This is a genomic window from Kribbella swartbergensis (assembly GCF_054784135.1).
On sequence record NZ_BAAGPM010000014.1, the window covers coordinates 560039 to 577700 of the forward strand.

Here is a 17662-nt window from a genome sequence, read left to right on the forward strand (position 1 = left end):
CGGTCACGCTAGTTGCCGCGTGGGGCCCGGCGCTTCTCGATTCCTGATCGGTCTGGTGACCTGTTTCGCCAGGCACGCCGGGATGCCCGCGATCGACCGGGCTCGCTCCTGCTCGCGGTAGACGCTCGGCGGTACGCCGACCAGTTCGGTGAACCGGGTGCTGAACGTCCCGAGCGACGAGCACCCGACCGCGAAGCAGATTTCGGTGACGCTCAGGTCACCCATGCGCAGCAACGCCATCGCCCGCTCGATCCGCCGCGTCATCAGGTAGCTGTACGGGGACTCGCCGTACGCGAGCTTGAACTGCCGGCTGAGATGCCCCGCCGACATGTTCACCCCACGCGCCAGCGCCTCGACGTCCAACGGTTGCGCGTACTCCCGGTCGATCCGGTCCTTGACGCGCCGCAACAACGCCAAGTCCCGTAAGTCCTTCACCCCAGCCACCCCATGATCATGCCATGCTCGCACCCCGGTGACATTGAGTGACTGAGCGGTCTACTCGGTGAAGCGCGTGCCCCAGTTGAGGTAGGCGACGTTGGCCAGGAGCCAGCCGAAGCCGATGGCTTGTTGGCCGTCTCGTTCGGGCGTGGGTTGGTAGCGGTTGTAAAGGGCGAGGCAGTGCTGGTGTACGGCGGGATCCCACGGGGTGATCTGCATCCAGCGGGGCGCTTGGTGGGCAACCGAGGCGGCGCCGAGCGTCGTACCGGCGACGGTCGTGTGGATCGCGGGGAGGCCGTCAGGGGACATGGTGGCAACGTTCTGCGTGTAGGTCCTGGCGAGCCGGGCCATGTCGACTCCGGTGAATCCGAGCCGAGCCCGGAACGCCCGTACGGCGAACTCGACGTCGATCGCCCCGTGACTGATGTCCTCGAACTGCCGAGCCGGCCCACCCGCCGGCGTGAAGATCGAGACGTCCGTCTCCGGGGACCCCGTCTTCGTGAACCCCTCGTAGACCCGCTCACCCATCGGCCAGTAGCGCCACTGGTACGCGTCCCCCGCGTCGACCGCCAGCTGCCCGGTGAACATCTTCGCCAGCGCCGCCACCTTCCGCCGGTAACCAGGGCAAGCTCGACCAGCGTCTGGCCGAGCCCGAGGGACTGACCGGCTTCGTCAGCATCGGGAACGAGCCGGTCACCGGCATCAGCCGCGCGCCACCGGACACGTCCCGAGCTGTCAGCCGCAACGGCCCCGGCGCGGCTGTGTAGATCCGGTTCACCGCGTAGTCCGGACTCGCCGGGTCCATGGTGAGATCGGTCAGCGTCACAGTCCGGTTCACCTGCCTGTTGACCAGCCGGACCGTGAAGGCGTCGGGCGTCGACCCGGCGGTCACAGTCACCGTCGTGTCCTCGGCGTACGGCAGCGCCTGCCGGAGCTCCAGCACCGAGCGACCGTTGCTGTCGGCAAGTGTCGTGTAGCCGGTGGTGTACGGGTGGTCGGCACGCCAGGCGGGCAGCGACAGTCCGCGGTAGTCGGTGACGCCGCGCGCGCTGTCGCGAACCGCGAGGACCTGGTCGACGTTGTCGATCAGCCGGTCGAGGTAGTACGTGTCGCGGTACGTCTCGTACATGCGAACCAGGCCGAGCAACACGTAGGACTGGCTCCAGGCCAGCATGCCGGACCGGCCGTCCGCGTTCGTGTTGTCGTTCGGCTGGTCCGGCTGCCCCGGCCCGCCCTGCTGGAACAGCCGGTCCCAGTCGTCGAACGTCTTCCGCGCGGTGTAGTCGATCTCCGCGGCGAACGCCGGCGTGGCGGTCAGAGCCGATCCGGCGATCGCGGCCGCACCGCTCACCCGGAGAAAGTCGCGACGATTGAGCTTCATGGTGGGCGGCCTCCGGCTGGACGTGGGCGGAACGTTCTGCGGGGAGGCTCACATCTTCTCTCAGGTACGGCGTGCCGGCAGCTCGACCGAGATGTACGGTGCCAGCGAGTGCAGGAAGTCGGCCGCGTCGAACATCGCGCCGGCCGAGGCCACGCCCGTCGTCCTGGTCTGCCCGGCGAGCAACCGTCGTACCGCCTCGACCGCCAACGGCGCGGTCACGGCGTAGATGTCCCGGCCGCGGGCGGCGGCTCGCCGTTCGACGCCGTCGGCGCGGACCAGGACGTCGACGATGAACGTCTGGTCAGGGCTCCCGTCCTCGCCAGGCGCGGGCGTGCCGGGATCGGACAAGTCTGCGGCCGCGACAACGGTCATGCATGTCCGCACGTCCGGTACGTCGAGATGGCTGGGAACGGTCACCACATCGGCCATGCTGAACTCGGTGATCACCTCGCGCGGACCGTCCGGGAACGGCCACAGCTGCCGCGACGGTGGCTCGTCGTGGTACTCCAGCGCGCCGTTCCGGAAGCGCACCCGCCGACCCGCCCGCCGGCTGTGCGAGACCTGACCCGCCTCGCGAGTGCCCGCGGTCGGGCGCCAACTGCTCAAGCCGTACGCGACGACCACCTCGTCCGCTGTGGTCCGCTCCCCCAGCGCCGCGGTCACGAGCAGGTCGCCGAGTCCGCCGTAGAACGCCATCGCCGGGACGACCGGAGTCTCGGCCTTGGCGTAGTCCGCGAAGGTCGACACGTTCGCCTCGATCTCCGCCGCGACGTCGACGTACGGGATCCCGGCCCGAAGTGCCGCCTCGATCAGCGGGCCGGCCGTCGTGGCGAACGGTCCGGCGCAGTTGACGACCGCCGCCGCGCCGTCGAGCGCACGGTCGAGCGAGCCCGGGTCGTCCACGGTCGCCTGACGCTCCGCCGACCGGCGGCCGGCCCGGATCGGGGTGAAGCCCTGCTTGGCGAGTTCGGCGACCACGAAGCGGCCGGTGTGCCCGGTCGCTCCATAGACCACAACTGCAGACATTCGTGTTCCTCCAACTCTCGGGTACGACGAGTCTCGCCGTACGGCGCTGTCCGCCGTGAGAGTCCGGAACGACACCATGCGTACACTTTCGGACATGCACACCGTCGCGCTCGCCACCGCCGGTCATCTCCTGCACTTCGAGCTCGGCGTCGCCTACGAGATCTTCGGCAATCCACCCGCCGGGGTGGACAGCTGGTACGACGTCCAGCTCTGCGGACCGGGACCGGTCCAGGTCGGCCCGTTCGCGGTCGAACCGAATCACGGGCTGGATCGCCTGGCCGGCGCCGACACCGTGATCGTGCCGGCCTGCGCCGATGTCGACGAACCGCCGCCGGCCGAGTTGATCGACGCCGTCCGTGCGGCTCATCAGGCCGGAGCGCGGATCGCCTCGCTGTGCACCGGAGCGTTCGTCCTCGGTGCCGCGGGTCTGCTGGATGGTCGGCGGGCAACGACGCACTGGGCGCACACCGCGGAGTTGAGCGAGCGGTATCCGCTGGCCCAAGTCGATCCGGACGTGCTCTACACCGACAACGGCGACGTCCTGACGTCGGCCGGTAAGGCCGCGGCTGTGGACCTCAGCCTCCACCTCATCCACCTCGACCACGGTGCCGCGGTCGCCAACACAGTCGCCAGGCGTCTCGTCGTACCACCGCACAGATCTGGTGGTCAGGCGCAGTTCGTGGCGACGCCGGTGGAGGTCCGCGGCGATCACCGGCTCTCCCACCTGCTGGCGTGGGTGCTCGAGCGGTTGGATCAGCCGTTGACGGTGGTCGACATGGCTCGGCAGGCGAATACGAGTCCGCGTCAGCTCGGCCGGCAGTTCCGCGCGGTGACCGGGCAGACGCCGCTGCAGTGGTTGCTGACCCAGCGGGTACGGCGTGCGCAGGAGTTGCTGGAGACAACTGATCAGAGCGTCGAGGCGATCGCGGTGGCGACCGGGATGGGTACGGCGACGACGCTTCGGCGTCAGTTCAAGCGGGTCGTCGCCGTACCGCCCGACAGCTACCGGCGGGCCTTCCGCGGGGCTATGGCTCAGTGATCGCCGCTCGCCGGGCGGCGGAGTCGACGAGGATCGCGACGTTGTCTGTGCGCTGCTCGATGCTGCCCCGCCCTCTGGGAAGGGCGGCCGCGTCAGCCAGCAGGGTCTCGATGATCGCGCCGTTCGGGTGGAGGTAGGGCCGGTCCCAGAAGTCGACCGTCGCCGGCGCGGGTGCCGGAAGTCCGACCGCGCGCTGGCGATTCAGCAGATGCTCCAACGCGCGAGCCAGTTGCTGCTGCCGATACCGCCAGTGGTCCGCCTTCAACGCCTTGCGGAGCCCGTCGCCCACTTCCCGCGCGCAGGGCAGCCGGGAGAACAGTGTCCCGCGCCACTTCGGGTACGGCGGCCAACGCCGCTCGATCATGAACGCCAGGTGCACCGCGACATCGGCCAGCCGCGCCGCGATCACCCGCGAACCGAGGTCGTCGCCGAGATCGCCGGCCCGGCTCATCAACGGCATCTCCTCCTGGAGCCGTATCCAGTCGCAGGCCAGGACGTAGCGCCATACGTCGTCCGGGTACCACCGCAGCCGTTCGCGGATCGCGGTGATGTCGCCGACCTGGTCGACGAAGACCGGTCCGCCGATCACCTCCAGGACCGCCTGACCGGTCACGGTCAGCCAGTCGGTTGCCGACATTCCGGCGCACGGATCGAACCCGAGCCGATTCGTGACGAATCCTTCCGGGGAGTCCACCTCGACGTGATGGACGCTGTCCGTCTGGCCGCTGAAAGGGGAACCGCGTCGGCAGACCGGCATACATGTCAGGCAACTCGGCGGCGAGATAGGCGTCCACCTCGTCGCGACAAGCCTCGTCGACGAGGAGCGTCAGCCTCAGACCCCAGTCGTGGTCGCGTGACGTCGCGTCGTCGAGCCCCAGTACGTCGGACCCGCTCCCCAGCCGGCCTGCCGCATGTCGCAGCCCCGGCCACTTGGCCGCGAGCAACGGACCGACCACGTCGTCGTAATACGCGCGAGCCAATCCCCGACCGTCCACACTCCGATCCTGCCGGACCGACCTGCCTCGCACGACCCGATTTCGATGCCTCGACCCTTTCGGCGTCCCGCCCCAGCCGCGCCGGGCGGTGCGTGACCGCGGCTGACGGGTGTTGCCCGGGGGCACCGTTGGGTGGTCGGATGAGGATTTGTCGAGTGGCCGGGAGGGTCGGATGTACCCGCGACTGATGCACACGGTGCTGGATACGACGGATGCCCGCGGACTGGCCGAGTTCTATCGTCAATTGCTCGGGCTGCGATACCGGGCCGGGGACGAGCCGCCGGTCGACGGGTCCGTGGACGACGCCGACTGGCTGGTGCTGGTGGACGACGACGGGAATCGGCAGTTGGCGTTCCAGCAGGTCGAGCGGCTGCCGCGGTCCACGTGGCCGTCTCCCGACGTACCGATGCAGTTGCATATCGACTACGCCGTACCTTCGCTCGAGGAACTGCACCGCCACAAGCAACGCGCAGAGGAGCTCGGTGCCGAAGTGCTGCTCGATCGGACCGACGAAGCCGGCGAGCCCCTCTACGTGCTCGCCGACCCAGCCGGGCACCCGTTCTGCATCCTCGTTGGGCAGCCCTGACGTCTGTCTAGACTCCGTGGATGGTCAGACACTTCAACCCGGAAGGTGTGTGGGCGCCCCACGGGCGAGCCTTCAACCAGGGCGTCATCCAACCCGAGGGTCGCGTCGTCCACGTGACCGGCCAGGTCGCGTGGGACGAGAACAGCCAGGTCGTCGGCCCTGGGGACGCCTCCGCCCAACTGCGCAAGAGCTTCGAGAACGTCGAGACGATCCTCGCGGCCGCCGGCGGCACGCTGGGCGACATCGTCAGCATGACCATCTACTTCCTCGACCGCGCCGACCTCCCCGCCATCCAGCAGGTCCGCGCCGAATTCTTCCCCGCCGAAACCGCCCCGGCCAGCATCCTCATCCAAGTCCCCTGCCTGGTCATCCCCGAACTCCTGCTCGAGGTGGTCCCCATCGCCGTCATCCCACCCAACCGCTTCCACGAACCCACCAGATGAGCCCGCTGCCGATGTTTCGGGACGCTCGGGCTGAGGATTTCGACGGCGTCATGCGGTTGTACCGGCAACTGCATCCGGGGGATCCGGTACGCCGGGACGGTGGCGACGCCGACGTGTTCGCGGGGATTTTGCGCACGCCCGGCCTGCGGCTCTTCGTCCTCGACGACCACGGGCTGGTGGTGGCGACTACGTACCTGAACGTCATCCCCAATCTCACACGCGGCGCGGCGCCGTACGCGGTGATCGAGAACGTGGTGGTTGACGCCGACCGACGTGGGAGGGGGTTGGGCAAGCGCATCATGGCGGGCACGTTGCAGGCGGCAAAGGACGCCGGCTGCTACAAGGTGATGCTGATGACGGGGTCGCGGAAGGTGTCGACGCACGCGTTCTACAAGGCCTGTGGCTTCGGCGGAGGGAAGACGGCGTACGTCTGGCGGCCGGGTTAAGCGGAAAGTCTGACACCGGCCAGCCGATTTCGGTGCGCCACGTGGCCGGATTGGGCTGTCTCGCGGACCTACGGCGTACGTCTCGCGGACCGGGCCGTCGACGGCGAGAGCGTGCTCGACGGCCCACGCGTACCACTCGAGAACGCTGCTGAGGTCAACCACATCGGTGATCGCGGCAACCACCTTGGCGGGCTCGGAGCGCAACGAGACCTGAAGCTCACCCCGGTCCGGCCGGAGCAGCCGCTGGAGTGAGTTGACCGCCGCCCTGCTCCGGTCGAGGGACGCCCGCAGCCGGTCGAGATGCCCGCCGACCAGGTCGGCGCGAACGGCCGGACGAGATCCGGGAGTGGCTTAGACGGGCGGCCAGTGAGTACACGTACACCACCGAGCTCGTCGAGCCCCGGCAGCTCGGCGCCAACACCTTCGTGGCGCCGCACCACCTCAAGGAGAACTTCCCCGGCGGGACTGTCGACCTCGAGTTCACCTTCACCCTCGACGACGGCCGCATCACCTCGCTCGTCATCGCACCCTGAGGTAGAGGTTGTCCGTAGCCTTGACCTGTCATGAAGACCGCGACGGCGGAGTTCTCCCCGCATTTCGGCCTGCTGATGTGGCCGCTATGAACTCTCAGCCCAGGCGTCACCCCAGGCAGCCGCACGAGCTGTGCGATGGTGCTCGGACGACTTGGGTACGGCCACGCGACGCCGCGATCCGTCCGACCGGCACAGGTCGAGGACTACCTGTCCTTTGGGGCGGGTGGGCCGGGTGAGAACGCGCGCCTCGGCCGGCCGCGCGGGGGCTCGAGTGGCGATGAGGTAGGTGAACTTCTCGTCCTCGTAGTTGCGGGTCCCGTCCTTGATGATCCGGTGGAGTTCGGTCCGTGGCAGTCGTACGGCGAAGTGGCACCAGTCGGTCGTGATCAGCGGGCAGGTGCGCTGATGTGGGCACGGCGCGGCGACTGTCAGGCCGTGGTGGACGAGCTGCTCGCGTGCCGCCAGGATCCGGTGGAAGCCGCGCGGGGTGCCCGGCTCGACGATGACCACAGTCCCCGCGGTCTCGGCCGCGGCGGCGATCAGTCGATGGCGGGTCGGTTCGGTGAGCTCGTTGAGGACGTAGGCGATCGTGACCAGGTCGACCGAGCCGTCCGGGGTCCAGCGCCGAAGGTCGGCAGCCGTCCAGCGATGGTTGCTGGCGGCAAGGTTGGCGATCAGGCGGCGGCCCAGCCGGATCGCAGCCGGCTGCCGCTCCACGATCTCCGAGGTGATGCTGGGCCAGATATCGGCAGCGGCCCAGACGGCAGAGCCGGTCCCGCCGCCGAGATCCAGGTGGGTACCGAAGGAGCCGACGTGGCGGTCCGCGGCTCGTAACGCGGCACGAGTCGCGTGGAACGTGGCCGGCATGCGGAAGACGGCGTACGCGAGACAGTCGAGGTCGTCGGCCATCCCGAGCGTGGTGTCGTCGACCAGCTCGGCCCGGTAGCGGGCCGACATGGCGGCGACGCGGGCGCGCAGGGCGTCGTACGTGACGCCGGTGAGCGCGCGGCTGAGGGCAGCGTTCAGTTGTGTGTCCAGTGAGGACATGCGGAAGACTCCGGTTCGGTCGATACGGGCGTGCGCGAGGGCGCACGGGACCCGCGGCCTACGCCGCGACGTACCGACCGGTCCGGAGTCTCACTCAGGCGTGGACAAGGAGGGGTCGGTACGGAACCGGATTGCCATGCAGGTCATGACCCACCTCCTCGACGAAAGATGTCCCGACTCTAGCCAACGGCCGCCGGGACGGCTGCTGATTTTCTCAGCGGTCGAGGCAGGTGCAGATGCAGACTTTGTTGCCCTCAGGGTCGGCCAGGACGGTGAACGCCGGCGCCTCGCCGTCGTACGTGATCCGGCCGCCGGCCGCGACACCGGCGGCGATGCGCTCCTCGGCGACGTCATGCGGAACCCACAGGTCGACGTGGAACCGCTGCCGCGGCGTCTCGTGCGCGTCGGTGTCCTGGAACCACAGGTTCGGCACCCGGCCGGTCGGATCGACGACGTCGCCCGAGTCGTACTCCGCGTTTCCGGTGAGTACGGCGGCCCAGAACGGACCGACCGCCGCCAGGTCGGCGGTGTCCAACGCGAGCTCGAACTGCGCGACCGCCGAGGGATCCGCGGTGACCCCTGTCGACTGCGCGATCCGGCTGATCCGCCGGGCCAGGTCGACGTCCCGCTGCGTCACCCAGGAGACGATCCGCTCGTTGCCCTCGTCGTCCCGGTAGACGGCGTCCTTGCTGATCAGCTTCACATCGACAAAGCCGTCACCGATCCGGACCTCCGCGCACGGCTCGCCGACGGCCTGCACGAAGCGCAGGCCGTCGGCGAAAGACTCCGTCAGGAACCGCGCATGCAGGCCCTGAGCGAGCTTGCGCCAGTCCTCCAGACCGGCATCCAGGATCGCCCGGTTCTTCAGCATGTCCATACCGTCCCCAATCGCCATCAGCCCCGATGGCCAGGACACGCCACCGACAGCGTCAGATCAAGACTTCCTTGCCGTCCTCGACGACGATGTCACCGGTGCCGATGGAGCCGAAGGTGTCCTGCCGCAGCGTCAGCGACACCGCGCCCGAACCGCCCTTCAGCACCTCCGCCGAGGTGATTTTGTACGTCGACGGTACGGCACCGTCCTCGAACAGCCGCTTGCCCTTGCCGACCACGACCGGGAACTGGATCAGCCGGTAGGTGTCGACCAGGCCGGCGTCGTGCAGGGTGCGGGCGAGCTGCCAGCTGCCGTGGACCTGCAGCTCCCGGCCGGGCTGTTCCTTCAGCCGCCGTACCTGCTCCACGACGTCGTCGCCGCGCAGCACGGTGGTGTCGCCCCAGGCCGCGTCCTCGTCGGACAGGGTGTTGCTGACGACGTACTTCTTCCAGGTGTTCAGGGCGGTCGCCACGATGTTGTCCGGTTCGACCGTGACCTGGGACCAGAAGGCACGCATCATCTCGAACGTCGACCGGCCGAGCAGGATCGCGTCCGCCTCCCGGAACCACCCGTCGACCGGCTCCAGCTGCCCCTCGCCGGCGTGCGGCACCAGCCACCCGCCGTACTCGAAGCCGTTGCTCCGGTCCTCGTCCGGCCCGCCCGGCCCCTGCATGACGCCGTCCAGACTGACAAAGATGTTGACACTGAGTTCCATCGATCTCTCCCGTGGTCCGTAGGTACCGTCTCGCCAACGCGTCGAACCGACCAACCAGAACTCGACATCTCGTCTTCAAAGACTTTCGGACCCATCATCACCGCCTTCTCGCAGGGAGCACCATGTACCGCAGGCTCGTCCTCAAGCTCTCCGGCCAAGCGATCGCCGGCCCCAACCAGTTCGGCTTCAACAGCGACCGACAGCACCGGCCACCACCGCGGGCGAACACGTCGGCACGCTGATCAGTTGGGGGCCAGTTCTGTCCTGATGGTTTGCAGGTGGGGGGCGAACCAGGTGCCGCCTGCCTTGTGTTCGGCGTGGAGGGCTATGAGGGACCAGAGGGTGCGGTACATGGAGAACAGGTGGTGAGTGGTTGGGGTCGGTTCGAGGCCGTAGGCGGTCAGGAGGGTGCGGGTTGCGGCGGGGCCAGTCATGGAGAAGCGGGCGAGGTCGAAGAGGGGGTCGCCGTACATGGTGTCGCCCCAGTCGAGGATGCCGGTGAGTTGGTCGCCGACGGCATGGAGATGGCGAGGGTGGAGGTCGCCGTGGAGCAGGACGGGCTCGACATCGGCGACGGTTTCGGCGAACGCCGGGATGGTGGTGCGGAGGCGGCGGGCCAGGTCGGCGGGGATGATGCCGGCCAGTGCGTCGAGGTGGTCGACGGAGTGCAGGAGGCGGTCGGGCCAGGGGATGTCGGTTCCGCGGATCGTGTGGAGCCTGCGGAGGGCGTGGCCGGCTGACGTGACGACTGCGTCGGAGGCGGACGGGACGCCGGTGACTTCGGCGCAGATCAGGTACGTCGCCGTGACCGCGAGGATCTCGGGAGCCGGTACGCCGACGGATCGGGCCAACGTACAGGCGCCGGCTTCAGCCTCGACCGTGTCCCCCGACTTCAGGTAGACCGTCTCGCCCGCCTCGGTCGACAGGCGGAACGTCTGATTGCCGACGAAACCCTGGACGGACTCGACGCCGGCGATCGGGCCGACGACCCCGGAGGCGAGGACGGCGGCCTCAGCGGCGTCGAGCACAGGCGATCCACGAGCGGGGCGGCATGGATTCACGCTACGTGTAGCCGGGGGCTTAATCGTTTGCTGGGGGTTGGCGGGGCTGATGTACTCGAGGGGTTCTAGCAGGTGTCTGGTGTAAAGGAGTGCAGCGATGCGACCTCGCTTCATGTCTGTCGCGGTTGGTACTGACACCTGTTCAAGGGACATGAAGCTTTGTGAAATTACTGAACCTGGGGATCCTGGCGCATGTCGACGCCGGTAAGACGAGTCTGACCGAGCGGCTGCTCTACGCCGCCGGGGTCATCGACGAGATCGGCAGCGTCGACGACGGCAGCACCCAGACCGATTCGCTCGCGCTGGAACGCCAGCGCGGTATCACCATCAAGTCGGCGGTCGTGTCGTTCCCGATCGGCGACGTCACGGTCAACCTGATCGACACACCTGGTCACCCGGACTTCATCGCCGAGGTGGAGCGGGCGCTCAGCGTCCTCGACGGCGCCGTCCTGGTCGTCTCCGCGGTCGAAGGCGTGCAGGCGCAGACCCGGGTCCTGATGCGGACGCTGCAGCGGCTGCGGATCCCGACGCTGATCTTCGTCAACAAGGCCGACCGTGCCGGCGCGCAGTACGACGCGGTGCTGAAGTCGATCGCGGACAAGCTCTCGGCCGCGATCGTCCCGATGGGCTCAGCTCACGGCCTCGGCACCCGGTCGGCGACGTTCACGCCGTACGGGCCGAACGATCCGTACGGCGACCTGCTCGAGGTGCTCGCCGAGAACGACGACCAGTTGCTGGCGACGTACGTCGAGAACGAGAAGGCCGTGACGTACGACGCTCTCCGGCAGCGGCTCGCCGTACAGACCAAGCAGGCGTTGGTGCACCCGGTGTACTTCGGCTCGGCGATCACCGGCGCCGGCACGGACGCACTCACCGAGGGCATCCGCGAGTTCCTCCCGCTCGCGCCGACCGCGGACGAGCCGCTCGACGGTTCCGTCTTCAAGGTCGAGCGAGGCCCGGCCGGGGAGAAGATCGCGTACGTGCGGATGTTCTCCGGTACGGCGCGGGTCCGCGAACGACTGCGGTTCGGCAACGGAGGCGAGGCGAAGCTGACCGCGCTCGAGGTCGTCGGCGAACCTACGGCCACCGAGGTGCGGGCCGGCCAGATCGCCAGGCTGTGGGGTCTCGCCGACGTCCAGGTCGGCGACCGGGTGGGCTGCGGCGATCTTCTGGAGACGACTGCCGGCAGGTGGCGGCAGTCGCCCGGAGACCACGGCTTCTTCGCGCCGCCGACGCTGGAGACGGTCATCTCGCCGGTCCGGCCGTCGGACAAGGGCAACCTGCGGGTCGCGCTCACTCAACTGGCCGAGCAGGACCCGCTGATCAACCTGCGCCAGGACGACCTTCGGCAGGAGACGTACGTGTCCTTGTACGGCGAGGTGCAGAAGGAGGTCATCCAGACCACGCTGGCGACCGAGTTCGGCATCGACGTCGACTTCCGGGAGACGACCACGATCTGCATCGAGCGGATCGAGGGGACCGGGCACGCGGTCGAGTTCAAGAAGAAGGACGAAAACCCGTTCCTGGCGACGGTCGGCCTGCGGGTCGAGCCGGCCCCGGTGAACGCCGGGGTGAGCTTCGCACTCGAGGTCGAGCTCGGGTCGATGCCGTACGCCTTCATCAAGGCGGTCGAGGAGACGGTCCGCGAGACGCTCCAGCAGGGGCTGCACGGTTGGCAGATCCCGGACGCGCGGGTGGTGATGACGCACTCGGGCTACTCGGCGCGGCAGAGTCACGCCCATGCCGTGTTCGACAAGAGCATGTCGAGCACCGCCGGCGACTTCCGATTCCTCACGCCGCTCGTCCTGATGACGGCGCTGCGGCAGGCCGGTACGACGGTCCACGAGCCGATGCACCGGTTCCGGTTGGAGATCCCGACCGACACGACGCGTGCCGTCCTCACCGCGCTCGCCAGGCTGCGAGCCGTCCCGCACGTCCCGGCACTGGCGGCCGAAACCTCAACCCTGGAAGGCGAGATTCCGGCCGCCGCGGTGTATCAACTCGAGCAGCAACTCCCGGCGCTCACGCGCGGCGAGGGCGTCCTGGAGTCGGCGTTCGAGCGGTACCAGCCCGTCACCGGGCCGGTCCCGTCCCGCCCCCGCACCGATCACGACCCGCTCAACCGCCGGGAGTATCTCCTGCACGTTCAGCGCCGGGTCTGATGCCGTGGACAACGGTCGCGCCGAGGTTCTCGTCGGAGGTGATGTCCGCGCCAAGCCCGTGCTCGACCAGCACGGCCTTGGCCAGTGGCGCCTGGTGTTCGCTCATCTCGACGAACAGGTGTCCGCCGGGCGCGAGCCAGTCGGAGGCAGCCGCGGCGACGCGGCGCAGCGTGGCCAGGCCGTCCGGGCCGCCGTCGAGAGTCACGTGCGGTTCGTAGAGGCGAGCCTCGGGTGGCAACAGCCGGATCTCGTTGGTCGGCACGTACGGCACGTTCGCCACCAGTACGTCGATCCGGCCACGCAACTCGTCCGGCAACGCGTTGAACAGGTCACCCTGATACACCGAGCCACGCCACGCGACGAGATTGCGCCGGGCACACCGCACCGCGGCCAGCTCGATGTCGGCGGCGTACAAGGACACCTGCCGCTCGGCCGCGATCGCCGCACCCAGCGCACCTGAGCCACAGCCGAGATCGACGACCACGGCACCCGGTGCGGTGACCCGCAGCGCCTCCTCGACGAGGAACTCGGTACGGCGACGCGGGATGAACACACCGGGATCGACGGCGATCCGGACCCCGCGGAACGACGCCCAGCCGAGGACATGTTCGAGCGGCAACCCGGCGACCCGACGCTCGACCATGGCGTCGAACTCGGTCAGATCCCGGGCGGTGGAGGCGATCAGAGCGGCCTCGTCCTCGGCGAACACGCACCCGGCCGCACGCAACCGGTCGACGACACCGCCGAGTTCAAAGGAAGGAACAGAAGAAACAGACACGGAAACCCTTCGACTACGAGGCTCCCGCAGTCAGCGACCGACGCCGACCTCTCGAGGCGGGAGCAACCAACCTGCCCTTGCGGTAATCGGTCCCACCTCCTCAGTCCGTCGTACTGTCGGCCCAACCCTACCCGACGCGTTCACCCAGAGGGGTCGAGGTGCGGATTCTCCCGAAGGACTGCGCCAGGCGCCGGAGCGCCGGATTCGGGTTGTCGGGGTTCCAGCAGGCGTGCAGGGTGACCGAGTGGGCGTCGGCCGCGTCGAGTTCGCGGTAGCGGACGCCTTCGACGCGCATGGCCATGACGGAGCGTGGAACGAGGGCGCAGCCCAGGCCGGCGCGGACGAGAGCGAGCATGGTCGGGACCTGAGAGGCGAGTTGACTCACGGCGTACCGATCCATGCCGATCATGGCGGCGCAGATGTCGTGCAGGTACTGCGATCCCTCGGGGCTGTAGCCGATGTAGTCGTCGGTCACGTCGACCAGCGCGACCGGTGGCTCCCCTTCGGCCAAGGGATGATCTGCCGGTACGGCGAGCACCAAGTCCTCGGAATGCACCAGCACCGACTGGAACCCGGCGGGGATCGGCGGCCGCACCAAGCCGATGTCGATCTCCATCGCCGCCAGCGCCGCGAACTGCGCCGGGCTGACCAACTCGGTGAGCTCGGACGTCACGGCCGGCGTCCGCTTCCCGACCATCGCGAGGAAGCCGGCCAGTACGGCGTACGCCCCGATCGCGGTGAATCCGATCCGCAGGGTGCCGGTCTGGCCGTCGGCCGCGCGCCGGGTCGCCTCCGGGGCGACCTCGAGCAGCGCCAGCACTCGCCGAGCGTGTTCGAGGAACACGTCACCCGCCGCGGTGAGCCGCACTCCCCTGCCGGTCCGGTCGAACAACCGCACCCCGAGCGCACGCTCCAGCCCCTGGATCTGGCGGGTCAACGGCGGCTGGGTCATGTTCAGCCGCTGCGCCGCCCGGCCGTAGTGCAGTTCCTCGGCCACGGCGACGAACCCGCGGACCTGCGGCAACGAGAAATCCATACCCGGCACCGTACTCATACCCGCGCGGTATCGGCCAATACGGAATCGGGCTTGGACCTGCATAACGGAAAGCGCCTACCGTCAACATTGACGCCCATCCGAAGGAGACGGCACGGTGCCAAGACTCGCTGTCCTGTTCACCCGAACGCGCCGCCGACGTTATCGACCCGCACACCCGCCGGCTGCTCGATGATCGCTTCGACGTCGTCTGGGCCGGCCCTGAGCATGCGGCCGCCCCCGGGTCGCCGGGCAAGCCGCCGGCGCTCGACCCGGTCGCCGTATCCGGTCTCGCTGCCGGGGCCGACGTACTCCTCACCAGTTGGGGTACGCCGCGCCTCGACAAGGAGCTGTGGGCCGACGGCAACGGTCCCACGGTGGTCGCGCATGCGGCGGGCTCGGTGAAGAACCTCGTCGACCCGGCCGTCCTCGAGCAAGGTGTCGCCGTCTTCTCCGCCGGACCGCGAATCGCCTGGTCCGTCGGCGAGTACTGCCTGGCCGCCATGCTCACTCTCGCCCGCCGCCTCCCACGCTTCGACCCTGCGATCCGTCAGGGCGGCTGGAAGCAATCCGCGTTCCGCGGTCACGAGCTGGCCGGAGCCAAGGTCGGCGTCGTGGGCGCCAGCTCGACCGCCCGCGCCCTGATCACCCTCCTCAAACCCTTCGGCTGCGACCTCGCCGTCTACGACCCGTACCTCCCACGTGAGCGTACGGACCAGCTCGGCGTCCGCACGACCACGCTGAACGACGCACTGCAGAGCCCTTTCGTCAGCATCCACGTCCCCAACGTTCCGGAAACGAAAGGGATGATCACCCGCGAGCTGATCGAGCAGCTGCCCGACGGCGCCGTCTTCGTCAACTCCTCGAGAGGCCCGGCGATCGACCAGCAGGCACTCCTCGACCACGTCCTCGACGGCCGCGTGTACGCCGCCTTAGACGTGTACGACTCCGAGCCGCCGACGTTTGACTCCACCATCCTCCAGGCACCGAACCTGTTGCTCAGTCCGCACATCGCAGGCGACACCGAAGAGGGTCATCGCACACTCGCGGGCTACGTGCTGGCCGATGTATTGCGCTTCCTCGAGGACGGCACCCGCGGACCGAGTTTCGTCGACCCGGCCGCCTGGTCGATCGCGGCCTGAGCGGCCGGGGAGGACGGCAACCATGTCGCGGATCAGTCAGGTCGATGTCTTCCCGGTCGCGGTCCCGTTCGCGCGCCGGTTCGTCCTCGGCAGCGGGCCGGTCGGCTCTCCGGGCGAACAACCGGATCAGTCCACCGCGGTGGTGTTCGTGAAGCTGACCACCCAGGACGGCGTGGTCGGCTGGGGTGAGCAGCGGGCGCTGCCGAGCTGGAGCTACGAGACCGCCGAGACCATGGCCGTCGTGATCAGACGGCACCTCGCGCCGATCCTGCTCGAGCTCACCCCGTTCGACGTCGAACTCTTCCACCAGCGCGCGACCAAGAGGCTCAGCCCGGCGGTCTCGAACGGCTTCCCGTTCGCCCGGGCCGCCGTGGACGTCGCCATGCACGACGCGGCCGGCAAGCTGGCCGGCGTACCCGTGCACGCGCTGCTCGGCGGGAAGGTGTACGACGACATCCCACTGTGCTCCGCGATCGGGGTCGGCGACCAGGAGGCCGTCCGCGACCATGCGCTGCAGTCTTCGGACTATTCGGCGTACAAGGTCAAGATCAGCGGCGACCTCGATGCCGACACCGCGGCGATCGAAACGGTGGCCGAGGCCGCCGACGGCAAACCACTCTGGCTCGACGCGAACCAGTCGTACCGCCCGAGCCTGCTGAAGCAGCTCACGGACCGTACGGCGGGCATTCGCACGATCCACTGCGTCGAGCAGCCTGTGCCGAGCACCGACACCCTTGCCATGCAACGCCTGCGTGGGTTGATCGACCTGCCCATCGCCATCGACGAGGGCAGCTTCTCCGCCCAGGACCTGGCGCGCGCGATCCGGCTGGACGCCGCCGACCTGGTCGTCATCAAGGTCTGCAAGTCCGGAGGTCTGCGCAACGCCCTGAAAACCGCCCAGACAGCCCTGGCCGGCGGAGTCGAGATCCTGGCCAGCGGGCTCACCGACAGCGGCATCGGCTTCGCGGCCGCGCTGCACGTCTTCAGCCAGCTGGAACTCGCCCTGCCCGCCGAACTGAACGGGCCGGAACTGCTCTCCGACCTGTACGTCGAAGGGCTGACCATCGCCAAGGCCGTCGCCACCGTCCCCACCGCCCCCGGTTTGGGCGTCGTGGTCGACGAGGAACGCATCCGCGCCGAGTCGATCGACCTCGACTACCGCTGAGGAGTAACCACATGACCTATCTGTGGTCCGTCTTCACCAAGCCGTGGTCCGGGCTGGCCGGAGCTGAGCTGGGACGGCTGATCGCCCGGCTCGGCTTCGGCGGCGCCGAGATTCCGGTCCGGGACAGCTCCTACGTCACTCCGACGACGGCCGAGGCCGAGCTGCCGAAGTTCACCGAGCAGTTACGGGCCGAAGGCATCGAACCGATCAGCGTCGCGAGCGACCTGTCCGAGCGGGTCTTCGCCGCCTGCGCCGAGGCCGGCGTACCGATGATCCGGATCATGGCCGAGCTCGGTCCAGACGGTTACGCGGCCTCGGTACGACGTACCCGCGAACTGCTCGAAGCGACAGCGGTGCCGGCCGGACAGTACGACGTACAGGTCGGGATCCAGCCGCATCACGGGCGGTTCGTCTCGTCGACGCTCGGCGTACTGCAACTGCTCGACGGCCTCCCCCAAAACTTCAAGCTGGTCTGGGATGCGGCCCACGACGCACTCGCCGGCGACGATCCCGCGGTCACCCTCGAGCTCGGCTTCGACCGGCTTGGCATCGTGAACCTCAAGAACGCCAAGTACATCAGGACCGACGCCGGCTGGACGACGTACTTCGTCCAAGCCGACGAAGGGATGTCCGACTGGTCCGCGGTCTTCGCCACGTTGCAACGGCTCCGGTGGGCAGGCCCGATCTGCCTGACCGGCCAGTACTCCGATCCCGCCGTACCGGTGGAGGAACGAGTCGCCAGAGATCTCGAGGCCGCTCGTGTCACATCCGCCGGCCGGCGTCCGTCAGGGGAATGAA

21 protein-coding genes are annotated in these 17662 nt (G+C 68.7%); 9 read left to right on the plus strand and 12 right to left on the minus strand.

The features are described from left to right. Window positions 1-3 precede the first annotated feature (3 nt). From ACYVOK_RS09645 to ACYVOK_RS09660, 4 genes are read right to left on the minus strand one after another with little or no spacing between them, the layout of a single operon-like run. Window positions 4-435, minus strand: coding sequence for a helix-turn-helix transcriptional regulator (locus ACYVOK_RS09645; protein ID WP_460661943.1), 432 nt, complete (start codon window positions 433-435; stop codon window positions 4-6). Between the two features lie 60 nt (window positions 436-495). After that, window positions 496-1026: a hypothetical protein gene (locus tag ACYVOK_RS09650; RefSeq protein ID WP_460661944.1), complete on the minus strand. Its 531-nt coding sequence runs from the start codon at window positions 1024-1026 to the stop codon at window positions 496-498. Then, a complete protein-coding gene (locus ACYVOK_RS09655) occupies window positions 959-1819 on the minus strand; it encodes a hypothetical protein (RefSeq protein WP_460661945.1) in 861 nt (286 codons plus the stop codon). The genes ACYVOK_RS09650 and ACYVOK_RS09655 overlap by 68 nt, the downstream gene beginning before the upstream one ends. Window positions 1820-1879: 60 nt before the next feature. Beyond that, entirely contained in the window at window positions 1880-2845 is a 966-nt protein-coding gene (locus ACYVOK_RS09660; RefSeq protein WP_460661946.1) for a saccharopine dehydrogenase NADP-binding domain-containing protein, read from the minus strand. 94 nt (window positions 2846-2939) lie between these two features. On the opposite strand from ACYVOK_RS09660, the gene ACYVOK_RS09665 reads away from it, so the two are divergent. Beyond that, the gene (locus tag ACYVOK_RS09665) at window positions 2940-3884 is read left to right on the plus strand and encodes a helix-turn-helix domain-containing protein (RefSeq protein WP_460661947.1); all 945 of its coding nucleotides are present in this window, start codon (window positions 2940-2942) and stop codon (window positions 3882-3884) included. On the opposite strand, the gene ACYVOK_RS09670 is transcribed toward ACYVOK_RS09665, so the two are convergent. Further along, window positions 3871-4578, minus strand: a complete 708-nt coding sequence (locus tag ACYVOK_RS09670) for a DUF4037 domain-containing protein (protein WP_460661948.1) — start codon at window positions 4576-4578, stop codon at window positions 3871-3873. The genes ACYVOK_RS09665 and ACYVOK_RS09670 overlap by 14 nt on opposite strands. A 473-nt stretch (window positions 4579-5051) precedes the next feature. Here ACYVOK_RS09670 and ACYVOK_RS09675 point away from each other — a divergent pair, with 473 nt between their 5' ends. The 4 genes from ACYVOK_RS09675 to ACYVOK_RS09690 all read left to right on the plus strand — a co-directional run bounded on the left by ACYVOK_RS09675 (window position 5052) and on the right by ACYVOK_RS09690 (window position 6606). Beyond that, window positions 5052-5465: a VOC family protein gene (locus ACYVOK_RS09675; protein WP_460661949.1), complete on the plus strand. Its 414-nt coding sequence runs from the start codon at window positions 5052-5054 to the stop codon at window positions 5463-5465. Window positions 5466-5485: 20 nt separating this feature from the next. Further along, window positions 5486-5908 (plus strand): RidA family protein, encoded by a 423-nt coding sequence (locus ACYVOK_RS09680; RefSeq protein ID WP_460661950.1) that lies wholly within the window; start codon window positions 5486-5488, stop codon window positions 5906-5908. A 50-nt stretch (window positions 5909-5958) separates the two neighbouring features. Continuing rightward, window positions 5959-6354, plus strand: a complete 396-nt coding sequence (locus ACYVOK_RS09685) for a GNAT family N-acetyltransferase (RefSeq protein WP_460661951.1) — start codon at window positions 5959-5961, stop codon at window positions 6352-6354. Window positions 6355-6465: 111 nt separating this feature from the next. Next, window positions 6466-6606 carry a hypothetical protein gene (locus tag ACYVOK_RS09690; protein ID WP_460661952.1) on the plus strand — a complete coding sequence of 47 codons (141 nt, stop codon included), beginning with the start codon at window positions 6466-6468 and terminating at the stop codon, window positions 6604-6606. Window positions 6607-6971: 365 nt separating this feature from the next. Here the strand turns inward: ACYVOK_RS09690 and ACYVOK_RS09695 are convergent, their stop codons facing one another. From ACYVOK_RS09695 to ACYVOK_RS09710, 4 genes are all read right to left on the minus strand, one after another. Continuing rightward, window positions 6972-7934, minus strand: a complete 963-nt coding sequence (locus ACYVOK_RS09695) for a small ribosomal subunit Rsm22 family protein (protein ID WP_460661953.1) — start codon at window positions 7932-7934, stop codon at window positions 6972-6974. A 214-nt stretch (window positions 7935-8148) separates the two neighbouring features. Then, entirely contained in the window at window positions 8149-8805 is a 657-nt protein-coding gene (locus tag ACYVOK_RS09700; RefSeq protein WP_460661954.1) for a VOC family protein, read from the minus strand. A gap of 58 nt (window positions 8806-8863) precedes the next feature. Next, complete coding sequence (locus tag ACYVOK_RS09705; protein WP_460661955.1) at window positions 8864-9523, minus strand: dihydrofolate reductase family protein; 660 nt, start codon at window positions 9521-9523, stop codon at window positions 8864-8866. A gap of 242 nt (window positions 9524-9765) precedes the next feature. Continuing rightward, complete coding sequence (locus ACYVOK_RS09710; RefSeq protein ID WP_460661956.1) at window positions 9766-10551, minus strand: phosphotransferase family protein; 786 nt, start codon at window positions 10549-10551, stop codon at window positions 9766-9768. A 194-nt stretch (window positions 10552-10745) separates the two neighbouring features. Between ACYVOK_RS09710 and ACYVOK_RS09715 the strand changes: the two genes are divergently transcribed. Beyond that, window positions 10746-12746, plus strand: a complete 2001-nt coding sequence (locus ACYVOK_RS09715; RefSeq protein ID WP_460661957.1) for a GTP-binding protein — start codon at window positions 10746-10748, stop codon at window positions 12744-12746. Here the strand turns inward: ACYVOK_RS09715 and ACYVOK_RS09720 are convergent. The 3 genes from ACYVOK_RS09720 to ACYVOK_RS09730 all read right to left on the minus strand — a co-directional run bounded on the left by ACYVOK_RS09720 (window position 12703) and on the right by ACYVOK_RS09730 (window position 14946). Next, the gene (locus ACYVOK_RS09720; RefSeq protein WP_460661958.1) at window positions 12703-13524 is read right to left on the minus strand and encodes a putative protein N(5)-glutamine methyltransferase; all 822 of its coding nucleotides are present in this window, start codon (window positions 13522-13524) and stop codon (window positions 12703-12705) included. The genes ACYVOK_RS09715 and ACYVOK_RS09720 overlap by 44 nt on opposite strands. A gap of 127 nt (window positions 13525-13651) precedes the next feature. Next, window positions 13652-14560: a LysR substrate-binding domain-containing protein gene (locus ACYVOK_RS09725; protein WP_460661959.1), complete on the minus strand. Its 909-nt coding sequence runs from the start codon at window positions 14558-14560 to the stop codon at window positions 13652-13654. A 137-nt stretch (window positions 14561-14697) separates the two neighbouring features. Then, window positions 14698-14946 (minus strand): hypothetical protein, encoded by a 249-nt coding sequence (locus tag ACYVOK_RS09730; RefSeq protein ID WP_460661960.1) that lies wholly within the window; start codon window positions 14944-14946, stop codon window positions 14698-14700. Here ACYVOK_RS09730 and ACYVOK_RS09735 point away from each other — a divergent pair. Genes ACYVOK_RS09735 through ACYVOK_RS09745 form a run of 3 tightly spaced genes read left to right on the plus strand, consistent with a single transcriptional unit; the run spans window position 14935 to window position 17661 of the window. After that, window positions 14935-15699: a hydroxyacid dehydrogenase gene (locus tag ACYVOK_RS09735; protein WP_460661961.1), complete on the plus strand. Its 765-nt coding sequence runs from the start codon at window positions 14935-14937 to the stop codon at window positions 15697-15699. The two genes, ACYVOK_RS09730 and ACYVOK_RS09735, sit on opposite strands and share 12 nt — an antisense overlap. Window positions 15700-15721: 22 nt before the next feature. Further along, complete coding sequence (locus ACYVOK_RS09740; protein ID WP_460661962.1) at window positions 15722-16864, plus strand: mandelate racemase/muconate lactonizing enzyme family protein; 1143 nt, start codon at window positions 15722-15724, stop codon at window positions 16862-16864. Between the two features lie 11 nt (window positions 16865-16875). Then, window positions 16876-17661 (plus strand): sugar phosphate isomerase/epimerase family protein, encoded by a 786-nt coding sequence (locus ACYVOK_RS09745; protein WP_460661963.1) that lies wholly within the window; start codon window positions 16876-16878, stop codon window positions 17659-17661. Window position 17662: the final 1 nt, after the last annotated feature.